15 protein-coding genes are annotated in these 23,274 nt (G+C 61.1%); 4 read left to right on the top strand and 11 right to left on the bottom strand.

Features of this window, described 5'->3' with window-relative positions; translation table 11 throughout:
* Positions 1-32: 32 nt before the first annotated feature.
* Complete coding sequence (locus tag IPK17_RS12565) at positions 33-431, bottom strand: hypothetical protein (RefSeq protein WP_343418034.1); 399 nt, start codon at positions 429-431, stop codon at positions 33-35.
* Positions 432-709: 278 nt separating this feature from the next.
* Positions 710-2,092, bottom strand: coding sequence for a BCD family MFS transporter (locus tag IPK17_RS12560; RefSeq protein WP_343418033.1), 1,383 nt, complete (start codon positions 2,090-2,092; stop codon positions 710-712).
* A 145-nt stretch (positions 2,093-2,237) separates the two neighbouring features.
* On the opposite strand from IPK17_RS12560, the gene IPK17_RS12555 reads away from it, so the two are divergent.
* The gene (locus IPK17_RS12555; protein ID WP_343418032.1) at positions 2,238-2,714 is read left to right on the top strand and encodes a universal stress protein; all 477 of its coding nucleotides are present in this window, start codon (positions 2,238-2,240) and stop codon (positions 2,712-2,714) included.
* Positions 2,715-3,127: 413 nt separating this feature from the next.
* Here IPK17_RS12555 and IPK17_RS12550 read toward each other — a convergent pair whose 3' ends face one another.
* The 6 genes from IPK17_RS12550 to IPK17_RS12525 form a co-directional block, all read right to left on the bottom strand.
* Entirely contained in the window at positions 3,128-3,589 is a 462-nt protein-coding gene (locus IPK17_RS12550) for a ribonuclease FAU-1 family protein (protein ID WP_343418031.1), read from the bottom strand.
* A 107-nt stretch (positions 3,590-3,696) separates the two neighbouring features.
* Entirely contained in the window at positions 3,697-4,350 is a 654-nt protein-coding gene (locus IPK17_RS12545) for a thiamine diphosphokinase (protein WP_343418030.1), read from the bottom strand.
* A 12-nt stretch (positions 4,351-4,362) separates the two neighbouring features.
* Entirely contained in the window at positions 4,363-5,382 is a 1,020-nt protein-coding gene (locus IPK17_RS12540) for an alpha/beta hydrolase (RefSeq protein ID WP_343418029.1), read from the bottom strand.
* A 33-nt stretch (positions 5,383-5,415) separates the two neighbouring features.
* Positions 5,416-5,796 (bottom strand): response regulator transcription factor, encoded by a 381-nt coding sequence (locus IPK17_RS12535; RefSeq protein ID WP_343418028.1) that lies wholly within the window; start codon positions 5,794-5,796, stop codon positions 5,416-5,418.
* 4 nt (positions 5,797-5,800) lie between these two features.
* Positions 5,801-14,032: a GAF domain-containing protein gene (locus IPK17_RS12530; RefSeq protein WP_343418027.1), complete on the bottom strand. Its 8,232-nt coding sequence runs from the start codon at positions 14,030-14,032 to the stop codon at positions 5,801-5,803.
* Positions 14,033-14,068: 36 nt separating this feature from the next.
* Positions 14,069-15,001, bottom strand: a complete 933-nt coding sequence (locus tag IPK17_RS12525) for a GGDEF domain-containing response regulator (protein ID WP_343418026.1) — start codon at positions 14,999-15,001, stop codon at positions 14,069-14,071.
* Between the two features lie 584 nt (positions 15,002-15,585).
* On the opposite strand from IPK17_RS12525, the gene IPK17_RS12520 reads away from it, so the two are divergent.
* The gene (locus IPK17_RS12520) at positions 15,586-15,759 is read left to right on the top strand and encodes a hypothetical protein (protein ID WP_343418025.1); all 174 of its coding nucleotides are present in this window, start codon (positions 15,586-15,588) and stop codon (positions 15,757-15,759) included.
* Between the two features lie 98 nt (positions 15,760-15,857).
* On the opposite strand, the gene IPK17_RS12515 is transcribed toward IPK17_RS12520, so the two are convergent.
* Positions 15,858-16,235, bottom strand: coding sequence for a DUF423 domain-containing protein (locus IPK17_RS12515; RefSeq protein WP_343418024.1), 378 nt, complete (start codon positions 16,233-16,235; stop codon positions 15,858-15,860).
* A gap of 109 nt (positions 16,236-16,344) precedes the next feature.
* Here IPK17_RS12515 and IPK17_RS12510 point away from each other — a divergent pair, with 109 nt between their 5' ends.
* The gene (locus tag IPK17_RS12510) at positions 16,345-19,524 is read left to right on the top strand and encodes a hypothetical protein (RefSeq protein WP_343418023.1); all 3,180 of its coding nucleotides are present in this window, start codon (positions 16,345-16,347) and stop codon (positions 19,522-19,524) included.
* 70 nt (positions 19,525-19,594) lie between these two features.
* Here the strand turns inward: IPK17_RS12510 and IPK17_RS12505 are convergent, their stop codons facing one another.
* Positions 19,595-20,308: a class I SAM-dependent methyltransferase gene (locus IPK17_RS12505; RefSeq protein WP_343418022.1), complete on the bottom strand. Its 714-nt coding sequence runs from the start codon at positions 20,306-20,308 to the stop codon at positions 19,595-19,597.
* A gap of 349 nt (positions 20,309-20,657) precedes the next feature.
* Here IPK17_RS12505 and IPK17_RS12500 point away from each other — a divergent pair, with 349 nt between their 5' ends.
* Positions 20,658-22,370: a hypothetical protein gene (locus tag IPK17_RS12500; RefSeq protein ID WP_343418021.1), complete on the top strand. Its 1,713-nt coding sequence runs from the start codon at positions 20,658-20,660 to the stop codon at positions 22,368-22,370.
* A gap of 34 nt (positions 22,371-22,404) precedes the next feature.
* Here IPK17_RS12500 and IPK17_RS12495 read toward each other — a convergent pair whose 3' ends face one another.
* Positions 22,405-23,274, bottom strand: coding sequence for an alpha/beta fold hydrolase (locus IPK17_RS12495; protein ID WP_343418020.1), 870 nt, complete (start codon positions 23,272-23,274; stop codon positions 22,405-22,407).

Raw genomic sequence — 23,274 nt, 5'->3', positions numbered from 1 at the left:
CGCCAGAAGCACCAGAAAAGCTATACCTCGTCTCAGACCGGCAGTTGGATTGTATTGTCCTGCTGCGCGATGAACGTGACACCCTCATCCAGTGTCGAGACCACGCGCACGCGCATCCCGGCGAGCTGGATCAACGTGGACGCGAGGAACTGCAGCATGCGATTCGTGGCGATGATTACCGTCCAGCCGCGTTTGTCGGAGGAGGTGCGCCGCATCACTTTGTTGAGGTCGCCCAGGTTGATCGGGAAGCTCGTCACTTCCAAAGTATCCACAATCACGTGAACGTAGCGGATCCCGCTTTCGACCTTTGGGTCGCCATCCGTTTGGATTGTCACGAGATCCTGAGCAACAACCGGACCACTGATTTTCTGGTAGAGAATTCGTTGATCAACGTACCAATGGCATTCGTAGAGCATGATCTTCCCGTGCATAGCATCACGATATAACTACTATAGCATAACTTCCTCAATCAAGATTGAGTTTATATCAATTTTATCTTAACTATTTTAGACTGAGGAACAGATGGTCAGAGCGCAATTCGGTGGCCAACACGGGGCGCAGCAAGCTGTCTCATATGGGGTTGCATCTGAGGGGAAACAGGTTTGGTCGGGAAGCCCATCGGCGGATACGCCGACCCGCTTGTCGCCACTCAAGCAGGCTTCCTGCCCTATTCAGTGGCGTGAGGGCAGGAAGCACATCAGCAGGTGAACTAATCCATCGCCCCGGCGAAGACTTTCTCGGCTTCCACAGGCTGCGCCGTGTAATTCGCCTTGAACTGCCGGACCTGCACGCGTGTGAGCAGGAAGATCGTCACGCCGAGACCGACCGCGCCAAGCGCAAACACCAGCCCATAGGCGACGTTCGGCGATCCGCTCAGGCTGAGGAAGATATCGCGGAAGATGCCGCCGCCCGCCACGCCGATCCCACGCGCCAGCGTGACGACCAGCGTCCAGAAACCGAGGAACGTCCCCGCGCGCCCGGAGGGGCTCATCTCCATCATCAAGCCGAGCGTGCCTACGTTCCAGAAACCCAAGCCCAGACCGAGCAGAATCAGCCCCGGCGTGACCAGCGGGCGGATCTCCGCGAATGACGAAAGCGCAAAGACGGCAAACGTCACCACCAGCAGGCTGACGCCAATGTAGTTCATATTGGTGTTGGTCAGCCACTTGATGCGGCGTGACAAGACGAGGAAGACGATGGTGCCCAAAATCGACATGCTGCCCCAGTAGGCGGCGAAGCGCGTAGTGTGACGCGCCTCCATCGCGAAGACGTCGCCCGCAAACGGTTCGAGGATGAGGTCTTGAGAGAAGGCGAACAGCATCGACAGGCCGAGATACCAGAAGAAGTAGCGCAGCTGACGGTGACTCCACGCGGCTTTGAGGTCGGCACGCAGCGACGTGCTGTGTTCGCTGCCCGCTTCCGCGGCGACGGATCCGCTGCTGCGGCGTTCTTCGCCCCACAGCGACCCCAGCCACAGCCCGCCCAAGACCAGCGCGGCGATCACGAACAGGTTTTGCAGCGTCTCCGGCGTGAACGACAAGCCCGTCTCGCCGGCGGGATGTTCCGGCAGCAGCACGCCGAACAGAATGCCACCCAGCGTGAAGCCGAGCAGCAAAAACGTCCACACGATGCCGACCGCCCGCCCGCGCTGCTTCTCATGCGTCCGGTCGTAGATCAGCGCGAGGAAGGTGCTGCCGCTGAACGCCGAGCCGAGGCTGAACAGCAGCATGGCGAACGTGATCGCCAGCCAATGCAGTGGTTCGACCTGCACCCCGCGCGCGATGGTCGCCGTCGTAAAGCCGAGCACAAGGATGCTGACCGCCATCATCGCGCGCCCCGACCAGATCCAGAATAGGCGGCGGTACCCGCCAATGGCGCGGCGGTCGGACATGCGCCCCGCCCACACGCCCAGCGGCGCAAGGAAATAGCGCAGCGCCACCAGCAAACCGATCGGCGTGGCACTGAAGCCGAGATCGCTGATCATAATGCGATTCCAGATACCGGTCGCGATCACGTCGGCCATGCCCGAGCCAAGATGGAAGAGGCCGATTTTCAGATTACGTCCAGTGGACAGATTGGGTTGATTTTCCATGTTTTTAGTAGATTTTATGAGGTTTATAGGCGGATTATAGTAGATTCGCGCGACGAATGTCAATACACGAGGTGGCGTGTCAATTGTTGTGCGCCCGAGACGGCGTTAAAATTTATGTAAACAGTTATTTATTCGAGGATGGTCAATGACCTACCGCTCCCGTTACCAAAAAATACTCGTCCCGCTCGATGGCTCCGGGTGGGCGCAGCGCGCCGTGCCACATGCCGTCGATATTGCGCGGGCGCACAACGCCGAACTGATTCTGCTGCACATCTTCCGGCCCCCGGCGCACGAGTTCGCGGATCAGATTGCGCTGGCCGGGCAGGACGCGCAGATTCAGGCGGCGCGCGAGCAAATGAAACAGTACCTGATCGGCGTGCGGTCTGAACTGCGGCACGAAGATTTGAAGGTCCGCACGCACATGACCGAGGGCATGGATATCGCGCACCTGATCTGCGATTTTGTCCGCGCGGAAGAGGTCGATCTGGTGGTGATGAGCACCCACGGGCGCAGCGGCATCGTTCGCCTGATGTTCGGCAGCGTCGCCCACGAGGTCATGCGCTGCGTGGATGTGCCCGTCATGCTGGTCAAACCAGACGACCACGAAGAATCCGGGAAGTAAAGCGAATATCTCCCGTATAGACGGGGCGGCATCGTTCATTTTTTGAGAGACAGCGGACGCGATAAAGAGGGTGTCCAATAAGGTTGTTATCTGTAGGGACGAGGCATGCCTCGTCCTAATTTCTAGAGAAGGGTACAGAGGACAAGGCATGAGGTTAAAAGCCTTGTCCCTACAAAAACCGCTCTCATCAAGATAACTGTGCACTTTTTAGAAGCCGTTTGAAAATACGTTGTTTTCGCGTGTGTAGGGGCAAGGCGCGCCTTGCCCCTACGAGAGAAATCGCGAATATTCCAATGGTCGCTTAGACACTCTCTAAATCACGTCCCTACGCAAACCTTGTAGGGGCAGACCTACGTGTCTGCCCACTTTTCCGGGCGTACACACATGCGCCCCTACAGCCTCAGGGCAGAATCTCAATCAAATGGCGCGATTTTCGCTGCCGCTAACCGCTCAATCTCCGCGGCAGCCGCTTCCGCCTGCGCGCGATCCGCGGCGGGCAAATCGAGCGCGTGGAATTCGGCCTCATCCTTGCGCAGCATCCGCCCATCGGGGAACACGAACACATCCAATTCGAGGTCATCGGCGGACACCACACCGGCGCCGATCACCGCGGGGCGGGTGATGTTGCAATACCAGCCCCGTACCGCGCCCGTGTCCCGGTCGAAAATCTTGAACACGTTGTACCAGCGATCCGCGTAATGCCATTCGAGGAAGCGGTCGCCCTGCTGCCACACGAAATAGCCATCGTCGCGGTCGGCCCGATCAAAGTGCGCACTGATCAGCACATAGTGATCGGTGCGCTCAACTTCGTCGCTGTCGTACGCCCACACGAGGCGTCCGGTGTGATCGCGTTTTTCGATGCGGATTTTGGGCATGGGAATACTCCCTCACAATGGTTTTGGTAGGGACGAAACCCTCCATCGATCAACAAAAAGGACGAGGCATGCCTCGTCCCTACAGCCTGACCGCTTGGCGGCTCGCTTTACGCCCGACCGAGCGTGTGCACGATGAGCAGTATGCCGCTGCGCACGTACACGACCGCCTTATCGTGCGTCATGACGTTGCTCACGCCGCGCGCCGGGCCAAAGTACAAATCTTCGCTGCGCAGCGGATAGTACAGCCCTTCCGTCTTGACGCCGAAGACCGTCCCATTGAGCGGCAGCAGCGACACGGTGTCGCCCTGCTGCCCTTCGAGGAACGTCCAGCCCGGTTTGGCGAGCTGTGTCTCCTCTTTCCCGGCGACAATCCGCACGTCGCAGCCCTGCAGCGCGGACAGCGCCAGCAGATAGATGTTGCTCAGCGTCTGGTCGAGGCGATCACCGACCGCGCCAACAATGCGTATCCACGTTGCGCCGCGTTCGACGGCCCACAGCAGCGCCAATTCCAAATCGGTCTCGTCTTTTTCGGCGGGATGGCGCAGCACCTGCGTGCCATTCGCTTCCAGTTCGGCGAGGTGCGCCGGGTCAGCGGAGTCCATGTCGCCGATGACGGCGTCCAGGCGCTGACCATAGTGCGCGGCGACCCGCGCGCCTCCATCCGCGGCGATCAGCAACGACTCACCGCTGAACATCAAGGCGCGGCGCACCATCTCGCCGTCATTAATGTCCCCATTGGCAAAAATAATCGCTCTATTCAAAACCCACTCCGTCTAGCGGTGGCGCCGCTTCCAGCGTTCCTTCTGTTCAACACGACTGATGTCGGCGGCTTCGAGGTAGTCATTAATCATACGGGGAAAACGCTCATCTTCAAGCATGGGGAAGTGGCGAACATTCGGCAGCAGCACCGGGACGAGCGTCTGTTCCTTTTCGTGCGTCAGATAGTTGAGGACTTCGTCGCGCGGCGGCGGCATGATTGGGTCTTCGAGGCCGTGGATGGCGACGACCGGGACATTGAGCAGACGCAGCGTGTCGAGCATGCGCCCGGAGTCGAAATGTTCGACCGAGCGCCGCAGCACGCGCGCATCGATCTTGCTCACATCCACCAGCAGCTTGTCGTAGTTCGGTTCGGCGCGGCGGAAGCAGCGACCGAGCAGCAGTTCAAGCGTCGTGCCGTCCATGAGCGGCAGCAGCGGGTTATGCGCCTCGTAAACCTCACGGTCGTCGGCGGGGAGGCCGGCGATCTCTTCGAGTTCGGCGGGGAGCTGCCCATTCAGCTTGGCGCGCGCGGCTTCGACGAGCGCGGCGCGCATGGCGGCGCTGGCGCTCATGATGGTTGGTGCGCTCGGGTTGACTTCCGGCTGCGGCAGGGTCGGGCGCGCGGCGACTTTGCGCACCAGCGGCGCGCGGCGGTCGAGATCGCCGGTGTCGAACAGCGGCGCGTCGACCACGATCAGGCGCGGCACACGATCCGGGTAGCGACGGGCGAATTCGGCGGCGATGATCGCGCCGAGCCCGTGCCCCACAAACGCGGCCTTGGTGATCGCCAACTGCACCATGAAATCTTCGAGCAGCGCGATCTGATGCTCAATGTTGTACTTGGCCGGGTTCTTGGCGGAATCGCCGAAACCGTACAAATCGAGCGCGTACAGTCGGTAATTCGATTGCAAATGCTGGAGCGTGGGAATCCAATAGCGCCACGATCCTAACCAGCCATGCACTAAAATGACCGGACGCCCGCGACCCAGTACCTCGTAATGAACTAAATCACCGCCTGCTGTGATGGCGCTCACGTCTCGCTCCGACAACGATGCTGAATTACGGCATCAACCTTTGAGGATCTCTTCCACACGGCGGGTCAAATCGTCGGGGTTGAACGGCTTGAGGATGTAGGCCGTCGCGCCCGCATCCAGACCGGTTTGAATTTCCTCGTCCTGCCCCTTCGCCGACAAGAAAATCACGGGGGTATCCTTGTAATCGCCCATCGCTTTGATGTGGCGGCAGGCTTCGTATCCCGTCATTTTCGGCATTCGCACATCCATCATGATGATATCGGGCTTCGTGCCGCTGGTGAGCGCCGCCTGCGCCCGTTCGACGGCTTCCGCGCCATTCGCGGCCAGCGTCACCTCAAACCCGGCGAACATCAACGTGAAGTTGATCAGCTCGCGGATATCCCGTTCATCTTCTGCAACCAAAATGCGCGCCATTGTTCTATTGTCCCTCGACCGATGGTTCTTCGGCAGTGATGCGGCTCAACATGGTTTGCGGGCCGGCGACGGGCAGTGAAATGTAGAACGTCGTCCCCTGGTTGATTTCGGAGTCGAACCACACTTCGCCCTGATGCATATCGACCAGCGTTTTGACAATCGAGAGCCCCAACCCCGTGCCCGCCACATCCATCACGAGGGCGTGTTCTTCGTAGCGTTCGAAGCGATTCCAGATGCGTTCGCGGAACTGTTCCGGAATGCCGATCCCGCTGTCACGCACCGTGATCAGAACATTTTTGCCGTCGGGTTGAAGCTGAGCCTCAATGTTTATCTTACCACCAGCATACGTGTAATTGAAAGCATTGTCGGCGAGGTTGCTGACCACCTGCGTGAGCTTATCCCGATCCGCGCGAATGGTGGGCAGGTCCGGCGCGATCTTCACTTCGACGTCCATCGCCTTGTTCTGATACTGCGCCCGCCCGCGCACGCTCGACGCCACCAGCACGATCACATCCTGCAGGTTGACATCGGTCAGCGTGAGCTGATCGCGCCCGCTGTCGAGCTTGGAAATGTTCAGCAGGTCGTTCACGAGGTTGGAGAGGCGCGTCGCGTTGCTGCGAATGGTTGACAGGAACTGCCGCTGCTGCTCGTTGACATCGCCGCCCGCGCCCTTGAGCATGAGATCGACATAACCCATGATGCTCGTCATCGGCGTGCGCAGTTCGTGCGACACGTTGGAGATGAACTCGCTCTTCATGCGGTCGACTTCGGTCTCTTTGGTGACATCGCGGAACACGGCCACCGTGCCCAGCACCTGATCACCCGTATACACCGGGGAGGCATGCACGTTGACGATGCGCCGACCGACATCCACGCGGTCGAGGATCAGTTCTTCGTCGGGACGCCGCTGGCGCAGCGACCAGTTATTGAGCGCGCTCGTCCACGTCGCCGAGCCTTCCGTCCCCGTCAGGCGGGAGAGCGGCTGACCGAGAACGTAGTCCCGGCGCAGGCCGAGGATCGCTTCGGCGGCGCTGTTGAACAGGATGACCGTCCCGCTCGAGTCCGCCAGCATGACGCCGTCCGCGATACCTTCGAGGATGGCGCTGTTCTTTTCGGCTTCTTCCTGTTCGGCACGCAGCAGCGTCGCCATGCGATCATTCTGATCGCGGATCAGGTTATAGAGGTCGGCATTGTTGACGGCCGCCGCCACCTGACTCGCCGCCGCGACCGCCAGTTTCATCTGCGGCTCGGTGAAGTGATTCGGCTGCTGGCTGAGGAAGACCATCACGCCCTGCACGTCTTCGTTGGTCTCCAGCACGACGGCCACGCCGCTGCGCCATTGTTCCGCGTCCGGGTTTTCGCGCTTCCAGTAATCGGTCGCGTGCAGGTCGGGCACGTTGGCCGCGCTCGAATTGTTCATCACCCAGTTGCCGAGCATTTCGGCGGGGTGGTAGCGCCGTTCGACATCGCCACGGCGCCCCGTACCGCCGCGGCGCGGTTTGTGCGCCAGCGACACATGGCTGTACAACCGATCCGTCAGCGGGTCGATGAGCAGCACGACCGCGTCTTCCGCGTTGATGGCTTTAGCGACCATGTCGAGCGCGCGATCAAGCACGCGGTTGGTGTCGAGCGTCCGCCCGAGTTCCGCCGCGATCTGGTACAGCGAGTCGATGCGGTCGCGCTCCTGCTCCAGTTCGATGGTGCGCTCTTCAACGCGCTGATTGAGTTCGGCGGCGAAGTTCTGCACGCGCTGGAACAGGCGGGCGTTCTGAATGGTCGCGCCGAGCTGCGCGCCAATCGTCGTCAGAATGCGCTGATCGTTCAAGCCGAACGGGCGCTTCTGCTGCGTGTCGCGCACGGCCAGCACGCCGACCACCTGATCGCCGGCGATCAGCGGCACGCCGAGGTAGCGCAGCGCGTTATCTTCGCCGTTGGTGATGCCGAGGTTGCGGCGCACTTCCGTCGGGTTCGGGCTGTCACCGCCGAGCGGGAGCGGGCGGCGGTACTTGATGACGAACGAGACTTCATCGCTGCCCAGCTTGCGCGAGGGAATGGTGTAGTCTTTGCCCGCGCGCACCGCCATCGGGAAGATGATGTCCTGCGTCTCCGCGTTGTAGAGCGCCAGATACATCTCTTCGGCGTCGGTGAGCTGCGGCACCTGTTCGCGCACAATGCGGATCATGTCGTTCACGTCCATCGTCGACGAGATGGCGCGGGACAGGTCGTTGATGACCAGCGACTGTTCCACCTGCGCGGCGGTTTCGGTCGAGAGACGCGCGTTTTCGATGCTGATGGCCGCCTGGGCCGCCAGCGCCTGCGCCATGCGCGTTTCACGGTGCGTGAACGTGCGGAATTCCGATTGCAGTTCGATTTGCAGCAAACCAATCGCCTGATCGCGCACAATCAACGGGACGAGCATGCGCGCCGTATCGCCTGCGCGTTCCATCTCTTCCAGTTCGCGCGGGTCGGCGTTGGGGTCGCTGCGACGAATGACGAGGATTTGCCCATCATGGACGGCGCGCATCTTCGCCGGGTACTCTTTGAGATCGTAGGCCGTGCCCGCCGGGGTAATGCGGCTCTCGTCGCCCTGCCGGTTGAGGTCGTACTCGACCTTGAGCATGTCTTCGACGTTGTCGTACATCATGATCGCGCAGTCGTCCATGTCCAGCGCCTGCAAAATCAGGCGGACGACGCTGCCGAACACTTCGTCGAGATCGAGCGTGTACGAGGTGGCCTGCGCCGCTTCGAGCAGCGTTTCGAGTTCGCGCGTGCGGGTGAGCGTTTGTTCGAGCAAATTGGCGTTGAGCACGGCAATCGCCGCCTGGTTAGCGATGATCAGCGCCAGATCGAGCTTTTCGAGGTCGAACTTGTGCGGCGTGTCGTAGATTTCCATTTCGAAGACGCCGCTCGTCTGCCCGCCGACCGTCATGGGGATAGCCGCGTAGCCGACGATCCCGCGCAGGCGCAATTCTTCGACGAGCAAACGATCCGCATAGGTGTTGAGGTCTTCGATCAGGATCGGTTCCGGATGGCGGCTCATGGTCGAGAAGAGCACGCTCTGCTTGAGGTCGAGCACTTCGTACGGCGGCAGATCACCGCGCGGACGTTCCACCACCAAGCGGGCGACATTGGTCTCACGCTCAAACAGGTAGGCTTTGGCGCGGTCGATGCCAAGCGTCTCGGAGATTTCGCGCAGGGCGACTTCGAGGATGTTCTCGTTATCCAGCGACTGCGCCAGCGCGACCGACACGCGGTTGAGCAGGCTGAGGCGCTGCGTGCGCATGGTCGCTTCTTCGAACAGATCGGCGTTGACGAGCGCCACCGCCAGTTGATTGGCGAACACGAGCGCGGCTTGTTCGGCCTGCGCGTCGTAGAAGGCGGGCTGCGCCACCGCCAGCGTGATCATGCCGACCGCCTGCCCCTGCCGGAGCAGCGGCACGCCGAGCCAGCTCTGGTGACCACCTTCACCGGGGAGCGTGTCCCAGCCTTGCAGGTGACTGATGGTGACGGCGCGCTGTGTATCGGCGACGCGGCGCAGGCGGTCATGCGAGGCGATCTGCACGCGCGTGCCGTCGGCCTGCGGTTCGTAGCCGCGCGCCGCTTCCAGCACCACGTCTTCGTCTTCGATCCACCACAGCGACATGATGTCGTAGCCGATCACGTTCTGCATTTCGTCGAAGGCCAGCGCGATCACTTCGTCACGGCGGAGCGCGGCGGTGATGCGACTGGAGATTTCGGTCAGGGCTGCCAACTGCGCTGCCCGCGCGGCGATATCCTGTTCGAGGCGGGCGCGGTCGGTCACATCGTCGATGAGGAGCACTGCGCCGCGTACGGTATCGGCGGACCGCAGCGGGTAGAGGTACAGGTTGAGGACGAGGTTCTTGCCCTCTTCGCGAATCGTCTGGTTGATGAGCGCCTGCGGCACGCCCTTCTCGGTGACCACGCGCAGCGTATCCGCGAGGAAGCGCAGCGACGGGCGATACGTGAACAGGTCTTCGCGCGCGCCCGCTTCACCCCAGTTGAAGCGCGTGCGCATAAACTCGTTGACCGTGAGCACGCGCCCCGAGCGATCCAGCACGATGATGCCCTGCTGAATCGATTCGACGACGGACTCGTTGAAGAAGCGCAGGTTAACCGCTTGACTGAACAGGCGCGCGTTTTCGACGGCAATCGCCGTCAGGTTGGCGATACGCTTGAGGAGCGCTCGCTGCTCGTCAAACGCGGTGATGTGTTCGGGATCGTTGCAGCCAATGTGCAGCGCGCCGAGCGTCGTCCCACCGCTGGCGAGCGGCATGACGAGGCCGATATGCTGCCCCTGCGCCGCCCAGCCGCGCAGATCTTCCAGTTCATTGACTTCGGCATCGCCCGCGCGATACAGGTATTCTTGCGCCGTGTCGAAGGTGCGCCCGAGGGCGGTACGCGCCAGCGATGAACGGCGGTCGCGCGCCACAGTGAGCGTGTCATCCGGCTGCACGACGACCTGTACGAGGTCAAAGTTTTGCTGTTCGCTGTCCAGCAGCGCCATCGATAGACGCGCGAAGGGCAGAATGCGCTGCAAGCCACGCGCCACCGACTCCACGATTTCGGGGATATCGAGCGTCGTGGTGATCGCTTCCATGACTTCGTTGAGCCGCGCTTCCTGTTCGGCGCTGCGCGTCGAGGTCAGGTAGAGGCGGGTGTTTTCCAGCATCGACGCGGCTTGATGCGCGAAGATTTCGAGGATTTCGATCAGCGCGCGGTCGGGGCGCTTACCGTCAAACGGACGATCCAGACTCATCACGCCGAGCAAATCGCCGCCCGCACCCTGAATCGGGACGAGCAGCATATCGCCGTCGTGCCAGTCGGCTTTGTTGCGGGGGTGCATAGTGCGGATGACGGCGAAGTTCGCGTTGAACGTCTCCAAGCCGTCGACATACCACTGTGTGACCTTCTCGAACGGCAGGAAGTACGACTCGCTGATGTTGTACTCGGTGAAGGCGAACAGTTGATCCAGTTGGTCGCGGGTGATGGTGTTCTTCTTGCTGGCCTCGAACGCGTCGATGGGCAGACCAGCCTGCGCGACGCGGTGGATCGTCGGGCCTTCGAGCATGGTCATCATCACCACGTCGAAGCCGCAGCTTTGCTGGACGCTGTAGGCGATGGCTTCCAGCATCATGACCGGATCGACCGTGCTCTGGAGCATTTGCCCCAGTTCGAAGATCTGGTTGAGCTGATCGACACGGCGGCGCAAACGGTCGCTGCGATCCTTGTTTTCGAGGTAGCGCAGATTGTTGCCGTAGCTGAGCGAGGCCTTGGCGGCGAGCGTCATCAGGAAGGTGGCGGCGCGGTTATCGAACTGCGCCGGGTCATCGTGATACAGGTGAATGACGCCGACCACGCGCTCTTCGTAGGTGAAGGCGGCGGCAATGGCCGACCGGGCATGATCCGGTGCGGGCGCATAGCTCGACCGGCTATAGTCGTCGACGATGACGGCGTCCGTCCCTGCCTTGATCGCCGCGAGTTCGAGATCGATCAAACCCGTGGCGATGCGTTCGCCGAGACGCCGTTCGAGGCGCGGCTCATCCACCTTGATCCAGTCCGAGGGCGGCTGAAGCAGAGCGACGGTACTGGCCTGCGCTTCAGTCGCGCGGATAGCTTCCACGCGGATCACGTCGAGCACGCGGTCAAAGTCGAGCGTGAGCGCAAGTTCGTTGCTCACGCGGGAAATCGCGTCGAGTTCCTGCAGGCGGCGGCTGAGGTTGTGCCCCGTCGCCTCGTACAGGCGCACACGGTCGAGCGCGGCGGCGATTTGGACGGTGACGCCTTGCAGCAGCGCGAGATCGGCCTCGCCATAGGCGGGTTCGAAGCGGTTGACAATGCCCATTTCGCCGAGCGACTGATCGCCGACGACCAGCGGCACGAGGCACACGGTCAGCATGCCATACTTGAGCGCTGCGTCTTTGTAGTTATCGAGCGCGCGCGGATCATTCTGAATGTCGTTGCTGATGAACGGGCGGCGGGACAGCGCGACGCTGTATTCCATGCCTTTGGCATACGTGTCATAGACGACGGTCTCGTCCAGCGGCACGTTGTGCGTGTTGCGCTGGTAAGTCGCCAGACGGCCTTTTTCGGCGTCGAAGATGCTCACGAACACCGAGGGGCTGTCTGTCAGCGCGGCGACTTCCGCGAGCATGGTCGAAAAGTCGTCATCCGGCGTCATGATCGCGCCCGCCAGTTCGGCGATGCGGCGCAGGCGTTCGGATTCTTCCGCGCGGCGCTGCGCTTCCTGGAACAAGCGCGTGTTTTCGATCATCCCGGCGATCTGCGCGGCGAAAATCAGCAGTAGGCGCGCGTCTTTGTCACCGAAGTCGACGCGGTCACGGCGATTCGCCAACTGTACCGCCCCGATGCGCCGACCACCCGCGGAGAGCGTCGCCAATATTGACTGGCGGATATCGTGCGTGGCGACGAAGTCGGCCAAGCCCGCGCTCAGCATGATCTTGTCGGTCGCGGCGTTGTTGGTGAACCAGTAATCCTCATCCGTCCATACGTGAGCAATCGGACTGCCTTCCGGCAGGTGAATCACATAGTGGCTGGCCACCTCATCGGGCAGGCCGAGGAACGGCGTCTGCGCGACCAGCGCATCGTTATACTCTTGATAGAGCAGCACGCCGCAGTATTCCACGTTGAACATGCGCGAAATGCGGTCGTTGATGGCGGTGAAGAATTCGCTTTCGTGACTGATTTCGCCGAAGGCCTGCGCGATCTCCTGCAAGCCCGCCATTTCGGCTTCCTGATCGAGTTCCTGCTGCGCGAGGCGAATTTCTTCGACGATGACGGCGGCTTGCGCGGTCAGCAGGTTCAACTGCTGGATATCGCGCAGACCAAACCCGCCCTGTGACCGCTTGTTCGCGACCTGCAGCATGCCAATGCGGCGCGCACCGACTTCCAGCGGCATGAGCACGGTGTTGGTGACGCCCGCCGCGTTGCGCAGCATCGTCTGGTTGAAGGCTTCCGCCAACGTCTCGTCGTCGCTGAGGTCGTTCGATGACCAGTACGGCGCGGACTGCCACGTCTTGTACTGCTGCGAGCCTTCCGGCATGGGAATCGCATAGCTGCGTACCAACTGCACCGGCAGGCCGAAGAACGGCGGTTCCGCGACGAGCGCATGCCGCAATTCGTTGTAGAGCAGGAAACCGCAGATCTGCGCGTTGAGCAGGCGCGCGATGCGTTCGGTCAGCGCGGCGTAGGTATCTTCCGGGTCGCCGCTGACGTAGCTCAAGCCCTGCAAGCTGGCGAGGTCTTCAATGCGCTGGGTCTGCTGCGTGTAGAGTTCTGCATTGTAGATGGCGGTCGCCAACTGGCTGGAGACGGCCTGCAGGAGGGCGAAGTGCCCCTGCGTGAAGTGGCCGGGCTCTTTATGCGCGAGTTCGAATGTGCCGAGGAGACGGTCGCCCATGAGCAGGGGCAGCCCGACGAAGCTCTGATACATGCCGTTGGCGAGTTTGGGCTTCACCGCCGCCGGATCGTTCACGTCGGACACGAGCACCGGGCGCTGGTAGCGCGCGATCCACCCGGTGATGCCTTCGTCGAAGTGGTAGACGCCGCCCTGTTCGGCCAGCGCCAGCACATAGGCGAAATCACCTGCCCACCCGCGCGGCGTGAGTGTGCTCGTGTTTTCGTCAAACAGCGAGATTTCACCCGCGTCGGCGTTGATGTGCTTGCGCACAATCGTCAGCAGCGTGAGCAGCACCTGTTCCACACCGAGGCTGGCGTTGATGGTCGTGCCGATTTCGTCGACGAGGTTGATGGCAATGGCTAGATTGACGTTATCCGCCGCTGTGCTAGCCATCGCCCCACCGATTTCGCGGAAAATCACGACGATGCGCGTCTCGCTGCCCGCCGGGATGAAATGCGACGTGGCCTGCACCCAGCGGCGATTCAACTGAAAGGAGGCCTGCATTTCCCGCGTGAACAATTCAAAAAACGTGTCGCTCGGCTGCGCGACACTGGCCACATATTCGAGATTGGGGATGTCAGCTTCGAGATTCAGCCAATGGCGCAAAATCTCATTCGCGTGGACGATTTTGCCATGTTCCCGCGCGACAATCACCGCATCGCCGGAGACGGTGGGGACTTTAACGAGGACTTCTTCGACCTCTGGAATGTTCCCCATCTTCTGGCGCTGCAGTGACCACAGGTAGAGCCAGAGCAGAATGACGACCGCGCCTGCAAACAGAATTATCGGCAGCCCCATAGGTTCACCCCAGAGGAAAATCTATATCGAGCGTGATTACCACGAGGTTAGGAGGTTGGCGGCACTGTTATCTTGTCCGGTCAAGCCACGACGCCGATTTTCGGCTGCCATTTCCGTGATTTCGCGAATGTCAGAAAACTGATGGGTTTTCGTCGACACCGACCCAGCGGAGAGCGACATCAGCGCCACCTGCTTTTCGCCGTAGACGGCGTCCGGCACGAGGATGTAGCCGCGTTCGCGGTCGATGAACGAATAGTGCTGCTTCACCTTGTCGTTGAACACTTCGATCAGGCGATCTTTCAGCTTGTCGGGGTCGGCGGCGTGCGTGATGATCACGAAATTGTCACGCCCCGGGTGTCCGGCGTAGTCGTCCGGCGTGCCCGCCTCGTCGATCACTTCGCCGAGCAGCACGGCCATGAAGCGGATCACTTCATCACCCGCCACGAAACCGTACACATCGGTGAACGAGTCGAACTGGTTGATCTTGAGGTCAACGTACGTCCACGCCTTGCCGTTGTGCATGAGCGAACGCAGGTGATCTTCGATCAGGCGCCCGGTCGGCAGGTTCGACTTCGAGTCGATTTGTGTCTGGCGGTTCGCCGCCGCGATGGCGTTCTGCACGCGCAGCTTGAGCTCTTCGATGTCAAACGGCTTGACGATGTAATCATCCGCGCCGAGTTCGAGACCCTGAATCTTGTCGCTGCGTTCGTCTTTTTGCGTTAGGAAGATGATCGGGATGTGGCTGGTGCGCGTGGTGGTCCGCAGTTCACGGCACACGTCATAGCCGCTCATATCGGGCAGCATGATATCCAACACGATCAAATTGGGAAGCTGCTTGCGAGTGAGCGAGAGTGCTTCGCCGCCTTTCGGGGCAACCTGCACTTCATAGCCCTGCCCAGTGAAGTAAATCCGCAGCATATTGGAGATGTCGAAGTCGTCTTCGACGACCAGAATGCGACCTTTGCTCATGCCTCGCCTTGCCCATCCCTACCGGGAATCTGCGCGTAATTTAGTTCCAACTATACTGGCGAAACTGACGAAACGCCAATTTACGCCGCGTCAACGTTTCATTGCTGTTATACGCGCATTATATGCTGAATTGGCGTCAGGCGTGCGTAAACGTTATACCACCTCACTCCCTTACCCCGCGCCGGATGCGGAATGGGTTTAGGGAGATGCGAAAAGCAACCCGCGCGAGGTTACCGCTCCCCAGGTTCCAGAAGAATAAGCCTACGTAAGGGCTCGCACAAGCCCGGCTGGTTGACCGACCAGATAAACGAGTCCGCGCAGCGCCTGCTGATTGCAGAATATCAACATAAAAACGGGAGAAATTCGTCCCGTTCTTCCCCCTTTGTAACCGGAGGTGGCTTGTGCCCAGTTTTGCCCGCGGGTTTTCGGGTTGCCTTTAGAATTGCGCCAATAATTCTCAGTTCGAAGTATCTACATCCGCCCAGCCAAGGAAGAGCGGGGCGGGGCAAAAACGGCTCTTGCTGTCTCCCGATTTCAAGTTTGATCGGCTCCGGAAGGAGTTTCCTGAGGCGACGCGTGGGTCAATGGAGAGTGAGGTTGAAAATGAAAAATCAAAGCTGTATTTGAACGGGAGCAAGCATCCCGTGTTAATCGTGAACGATCTGAAGCATGGAGCGAATGCAACAGGAGGGATCGGGCTTTGGGTTGATGTCGGCACAGAAGGATTCTTTGCCGATCTGCGTGTGGAGAACCGTTGATATTCGGCAAAAACAACTCGACGCGCCCTGACGCGTCCCTACGCACAAAGGCGGGAGAAGCGTAGGGCGCACCACTGGGCACCCTGTCGAGCGCGCGATTATTTCTCCGCGCGCCACGCGGCGAGGCCGAGACACAACCACCCGGCGATCAAACTCGCGCCGCCGAGCGGGGCGACCGCGCCCATGAAGCGCAGGTTGAGCAGGCTCAACAGGTACAGACTCCCCGAAAACAGCAGGGTCCCCGCGACGAACAGCCACCCCGCCCACCGCGACCAGCGCGAGGGGAACCGTTCATAAATCCACGCCGCGCCGAGCAGCGCGACCGCATGGATCAAATGGTAACGCACCGCCGTTTCAAAAGTCCCCTCAGCAGCGGGATTCTCCGCGAAGAAACCGGCCAAACCGTGCGCCCCAAACGCACCGAGCGCCACACCGAGCGCCCCGAACAGCGCCGCCAGACCCACTAAAGTACGCATGCTGGAATCTCAATCCGTGGTTATGATAAGGCACGCTATAATCATACTCAGGGATCGGCTTTTTTCAGAGATTACTGCATCTGTAATCATTTTAAGGCAGCGCGAACCGATGTTGTCGCCCGCAGGTTATGCTCTCGAACACTTCTACTACGGACAGCTTTTCTATCAAGGAAAGCCGCACGGAGAACTGCGCCTGCTGGCTTCGTCGCCGGGCGTGAAAACTGAACACGCCGCGGAAGCGATCAATGAGGCGCGTTTACCCCCCATGCTCAACATGCACAACGGATCGTGGGCGCTGCTGCGCGGCAAAACGATTCCGTTTATGCTGGCACAGGCGCAAATCGGCGACCGGGGACAAGCTATGCGGCATGTCATCCTCATTTCGGTCGATGTGCTGCGCGCGCTCGGCGGCAACCTGCGCATTTTGAGCAAACTGGTCGATGCGAAGATGCCGTCGTATGACACCGTCGGTCATACGATTCCCGTGCTGACGCTCCCGCAGGTGACCGTGCCCTCGCTGGCGGCGCAGGAAGGCGCGATGCTCGCGCTGATGACGGCCACCCGCGACCGCATGGATGTGATTGAAGCGCTGCTTTCGGCGATCATCCAGAACGTGCAGGTCGTCATCCTCAACGCGCCCTTTGAACCCGCGCAGCGCGTGGCGTTCATCGAAGGCTTGCTCACGCTGCTGCCCCCACCCGCCCGTTTTGGCGTGACCTTCGCGACCCACACGTTACCGAGCACCAAAGTCGACGCGCAGATTCGCTTTTTGCACGAAGGCGCGCCGCCGAGCAATGCGCTCGTGTTCAACTGGCCGACCGCTGAACTCATGGGCAACAAGGTCGAAGACGAGTACAGCCGCTTCATCAAGAGCCAACTGCGCCTCGATATGTCGCTGGTCATCCAGCAGACGAGCGCCATGACCGCGGTGGCGGGTTGGCGGCTCAAACGCGGCGACAGCCTCTCGGACTCGCTCAAATATGCCTCCTATCGCCTGAGCATCGACACGGCGATCAACAACAATCAGCCCGTCGCCTCCAGCGATGCGGCGAAGATTCTGGCGGAAGACCCGACGCTCACCGAAGAACTGCGCGCCGCCTATGTGCGGCATCTACTGGCGTTCGCGCTCGGCCTCGACGAGATCGAACACGCCGACGTCCTCGCGGTCGTCGTGCGCGGCCAACCGGACCTCGAGCGCGTCATCATGAAGCAGATGTCCGATGCGCTCGGCACCGGCAAAGCGGATCGCGTGTATCGCACGCTGCTGCGCTGGTTGTCGAATCCACTCGGCTTCAAAGGCATGTACTGGGTCGAACTGGCGCAGCGCGCCGCCGCGGCTTATGCCGAAATGCTCGCCAAGAGTGGCGCCGCCGACGCGCTGACCGCTTTCCTGCGGCACTTGCAGCGCAACGGCTCGATGATCGAAGCGACCAGCATCATGGCGCGCCTGATCGAGATTTCGCTGCCGCTGGCTGTGCAGCATCAGCCGCTGGCGGAAACTGTGTTTTTGCTCGGCGCAAACACACTGACGGGTACACGCTGGCAAAAATTCACTTCAATCAAGCAGCTCCACCCGTACCTGCCCGACGCGATCACCCAGTTGATCGACACGATGGGCGACGAAAACTCGCTCAGCGCGTCGCCGGGTCTGCTGGCGCAGGCGGCGAGCGCGCTCGGCCCGGACGCGCAGAATCTGCTCATCATCCGCTTCGCCGAACTGGCGAATCTGGCTAACCGGCGCGACCTGCTGGATAACACCGCGCTCGGAGCGCTGGTCGCGGCGGCGAGTTCGCCGCACGGCGCGACCTACGACGCGTTCCTGCGGTCATTGGTGCGCAGCCTGTCCAGCGAAGAAGCGCTCGACACGCTGGGCATGTACGGCTCGCGCTATCTGCTGCAAATTCTGCTGGCACGGCAGGCCTACGACGAACTGGCGGGCGAACTGCTGCGCCAGAATCGCATGCTCTACCCGGCGGACAAAATGCTGAGTTACGCCACGCTGCTGCGCGGACTGTTCCTCGAAACCCCCTTCCCCAAAGAAGATGCCGCGACGGCGCTTAAGGCGCTCGACGACAAGGGAATGAAGCCGCTGCCGCTGGCGATGGCTTACTTCGGCGCGCTGGAGCAGCACGGGTGGACGCAGGACAGCCTCGCCGCCGACCTGTCGGCGCTGGTCTTCGGCAACCGCATGATCACCGACGCGATTCAGCTTGATCTGCTGATGCAGCTCCTGAACTATCACGTCAAACGGCGCGACTCAAACTTCACGGTGCGCGTCGCCGCCCTGCTGCCCGTCGCCGCCGCCCGCAAAGGCGAAGACGGCGTCGCCCCGATGATCGAAGTGTACAAAGCGCTGGATTGGGATGATGCGGTCAAAGGGGTGGCGATGGATTCGCTGCGGCGCTTCGTCCGCCGCCTGAGCGACGCCGACGCCCTCGAGTCCGTCGAGAAGATCAAGGCGCAGTTAGGTGACCAGATCGGCGCGGCGCTGGAAGCAGCCTACTACATTCGGCGCATGATGGGCGGCGAATCGCTGGCCGACTACGCTTATTCGGTGCACACGACCGCGCAGTTCCTGTACGATACGGGCCTCAGCTTTGCCGACAAGAGCAAACTGCCGTCGATTCCCGCGCTGTTGAGCGACCTCGACAGCCTCAACGGCGGGCTGAACGATACCGACCGCAATCTGCTGTCGTCCGCCGTCGTCGACATGCTCAAGACGCTGGCGCTCCTGGCGGCGCAGCATCGCACGGTGCATGCCCGGGAAACCGACGAGCAGGTGCAGCAGTTGACCGAAGGCAAGGGCAGCGCCGTCACCATCTTCGACATTTTCCGCGTGATGGGCGGATATTTCGCGCGGGGCAAACGCTTGAGCGCGCGCACCGACAAGGTCTCCGGCAATCACCCGCTGGCAGATCGCTCCGCTCCCGTGCTCATGCGCGAAGTCAACCAGATCGCGCGGCTGCTCAAGAACGCGCTGCGCACCTTCCCGCCGACGGGACCGCGCCCATCGATCAGCGCGGAAGCGCTCATCGGCGAGCTGGAGAGCTTGTGGGGCGATATCGCCCTGCATGAACGCCGCTCACTGGTGCGCGACCTCGCCATCGACATGCAGCGCATCCCCGAACTTACGCTGATGATCACCGAACGCGCCGACTCCAAGGGACTGCAGGACAGCAACGCGGGCATCGCCCGCAAGCTCGACGCCAACAAACACCGTCCGGAGAACGCGATGGAATTCTACCGCTTCGTGCACGGCTACTTCCGGTCACGCATCAAGCAGAAGTAACGCCGGGCGACCGATCTAGACAGTGCGCAGAAGGACGTCACAACAGGCGTCCTTTTTGTTTGGACGATCTTCAGCGCGTTATAGGTTTGACGCCCCACAGACAGTAGCGCCAGCACACACTTGATCCCAGCCCCAGCACGGCAAACAGGCGTGACAAGCCGTGATTGAGCGCGGCAACAGCGCTGTGCGCGGGCCGCCAATTGGGCACGAGCACCGGGCCGACAAAGCCGCCGCTCAGCGGCAAACCGATCACTTCGTAATACTGCACGCCGCCAATCTCAAAATGAAACTCGCGCAGCACGGCTTCGGCTACGGGACGCGCCGCCTCGGGGTCAACATGGCGGATGAGTTTGCGCGCTAACCGGAGAATGAACATGGGATTCGGGTCAAAAATGATCAGGCGGCCACCCGGTTTGAGGATGCGCCAGAACTGCCCGAACGACTTGCGATAGTCATGTTCGTTGTACACATGATGAAACGCATCTTTGAGCACGACGACATCGAAGCTGGCGTCGGGGAAAGCGTGAATGTCTTCCGCATTGACCAGCGTGATCGGCAGGTCGCCGTACAGCGTTTTCGACAGGCGCACCGCTTCCGGGTCGATTTCGACCCCCTGCGCGTCAATGCCCTGCTGGCACAATTCATGGACCAGCGAGCCATACCCACAGCCAATATCGAGCACGGTACTGCGCGCGGGAATGGTGGCGGCGATCACCTGATTATGTTGGCGGTCGATGCGTCCCCACAGACCCAACAAACGACGATAGTTATCCTGAATATCCACGCTCGGCCTCGCATCTGAGTCGAATAATTACTGCTGTTCGTGTCCCAAGAGTCACCCGATTATAGCGATGATCCCGCAAAGCGTGATGGAGTCGGCGGTCTCAGTGAAACAGCGTAGGCTGAACCGCTTATGCGGATTAGCGTATAGACGAATAATCGATAAAAGCAGTAGACTGATGAACGGCAGCAGTGATGCTGCGCTTCATTGCTACCTCAAAGCTGAGACTTACTGTTACCCCAGATCCCTGTAACGGACTTCGTAGAGTTGCCCGCATTCCCTAGAGCGAGTGTTGAAGTGTGCGCCCCGTTGGCAGCCCACTCGTTTTGATTTTGCCTATTGAAAGGAAGTTATGGTGCTTCGTCGTCGTTCTGCATCGTTGTTCGCCCTAGTCGGCCTCACCTTGATCGCGCTGGCAGTCTTGCTGTTGATCAGCCCGACCGCCGCCTCCGCGCAGGAGGCCACGCCGGACCCCACATTGGTGAATCTCCCCGTCGAAAATGGTCGTTATTTTGATACCTCTGGTTTATGTGCGACCTGTCACCGCAATATGGTGGATGAACACGGCAATGATATTTCGTTTGATACCGCGTGGCGCGCCACCATGATGGCGAATTCCGGTCGTGACCCGTACTGGCGCGCCGGGCTGCGCCGTGAAGTGCTCGCCAACCCGGATTTCTCGGCATTCATCCAAGATAAGTGTGCGACCTGCCATATGCCAATGGCGCGGACGACGTCCAACCTCGCGACGGGTCTGCCGCTGCAGGTGCTGGGCGAAGGCGGCGCGATTCAACCGGGGACGGAATATCACACGCTCGCGCTGGACAGCGTGTCATGCACGCTTTGCCACCAGATCAGCGATACCCACCTCGGCGAACGGGAAGGTCAAAGCGGTCATTATACGATTGATGGCGCAGAGGATCAATTTGCCCATGCCCGCGTGATCTACGGGCCGTTCACCCCGGATGCGGCGCAGGCGGCCTTCATGCTGGCCTCGACGGGCGGCCTGCAGACGCAAAGCGATCACATCAGCAGTTCAGAACTGTGCTCAAGCTGCCACGAACTGTTCACGCCCTACTTCAACGTAGAGACGCGCGAACTCGCGCCAGTCACCTTCCAGGAACAGACGCCGTACACTGAATGGCTGAACAGCGACTACCGCAACAGCCAAACGTGCCAGGCGTGCCATATGCCCATCGTTGACGGGCTCGCGCAGGCGGCCAGCCTCGGCAACCCGATCCCGGCGATGCGCACGGGCGTCTCACAGCACACGCTGCTCGGCGGCAATGTCTATCTGCCGCGCATTTTGCAGGCGTTTGGCGAAGAACTGGAAGTCACCTCGACCGATGAGCAGTTCCAGCAGTACATCGACCTGACCCGCCAGCAGTTGCAGAATGATACGGCGCGCGTCACCCTCCAGAATGCTGCCGTGACCGATGGTACGCTGTCGTTCGACGTGTTCGTGCAGAGCCTCGTCGGGCACAAGTTCCCGACCGCCTACCCGTCACGCCGCACGTGGCTGCACGTCACGGTGCGCGATGCCAGCGGCGCCGTCGTGTTCGAATCGGGCAGCTATGACGATTACGGGCGCATCTCCGGCAACGCCAACGACGACGATGCGCAGGGCGTTGAGCCGCACTACGACGTGATCACCGCGCCCGATCAGGTGCAAATCTATGAGCCGATCATGGGCGATACGGCGGGCAACGTCACCACAACGCTGCTGCTGGCGTCGCAGTACCTCAAGGACAACCGCATTCTACCGCAGGGTTACAACCCGGCGACCGCGCCCATTGAAATTGTGCCGTGGGGCGATGCCGCGACCGACAGCGATTTCGTCGGTGGCAGCGACCGCGTGACCTATCAGGTACCAGTGACGAATGCCGCGGGTTTGACAATTGAAGTGGAAATGGTCTACCAGACGCTCGGCTATCGCTGGGCGGAAAACCTGCGCGAATACGCCGATCCCGTGGCCGCGCCGGAAATCGTCGACTTCCTGCGCTACTACGAGGCCGTGCCGAATACGCCGGAATTCGTGACCAGCGCGACAGTCACGCTGCCGTAAGTCCCCTTTTTTCGGTAGGAGCGCGGGTGCGCTCCTACCCTGACCCCGCTTCACTCAGAAATGTATTCAGCGCCGCGTGGAATTGCTCACGGCATTCGAGCATCGGGAAGTGTCCCGCGCCGTCGAGGTGGACGAGGCGGCAGTCCACGACCTGCTGCGCGACGAGATCGCCTTCACTCGGCGGCACGACGCGATCCGCGGTGCCGAAGATCACCAGTGTCGGCGCTTGAATGGCGCGGATGGCGTGCGACAAATCCGTGCTAATGATCGCCTTGCCGCTCGGATAGATGGCGTGTTGACAGCCCGGCGGCAGTACCAGCTCGACATCTTCATCCCACTCAGCCAGCGGCACATGATTGAGCGACCAGGTGTAGAATTCGAAGCGGCGGTAGGCGGAAACGCGGGCAGCGGCGCGACTGAGGCCGACGAGGAACGGGAACGCCTGCGCAACCCGCGCGCGCGGCAGCACCACATACCGGGGATAGGGCTGCAAGCGCCCGCTCGTCACGCCTGCCACGTCGATCAGGCGGGTGACGCGCTGCGGCGCCAGCTGCGCGGCGATGCACAGGCTGATCTGCCCGCCCATCGAGTGGCCAAGCAGCATAAACCGGTTAATGCCGAGCGCGTCGAGCAGGGCGAGTACGCGCCGCCCCTGTGCCGCGATGCTGTAATCGCCGCCCGGCGGGCGCGCGCTGTGCCCATAGCCAAGCAGATCGACGGCGATGCAGCGGTAGCGCCCGTGCAGCACCGGGATCGTATGCCGCCACACGCGGCTGTGCGACAGCCACCCGTGAACCAAGACGATGACCGGCAAGGCCGGATCACCCACGTCGAGGTAGGCCAACTGCTGCTGATCGATAGTGATGAACTGCTTGGCGAGTCCGGTGAGCGTCGAAGGGGTCAT

The organism is Candidatus Flexifilum breve (assembly GCF_016713355.1).
The sequence above is the reverse complement of the archived record's forward strand: the minus strand, read 5'-3'. Positions and strand labels throughout refer to the sequence as shown.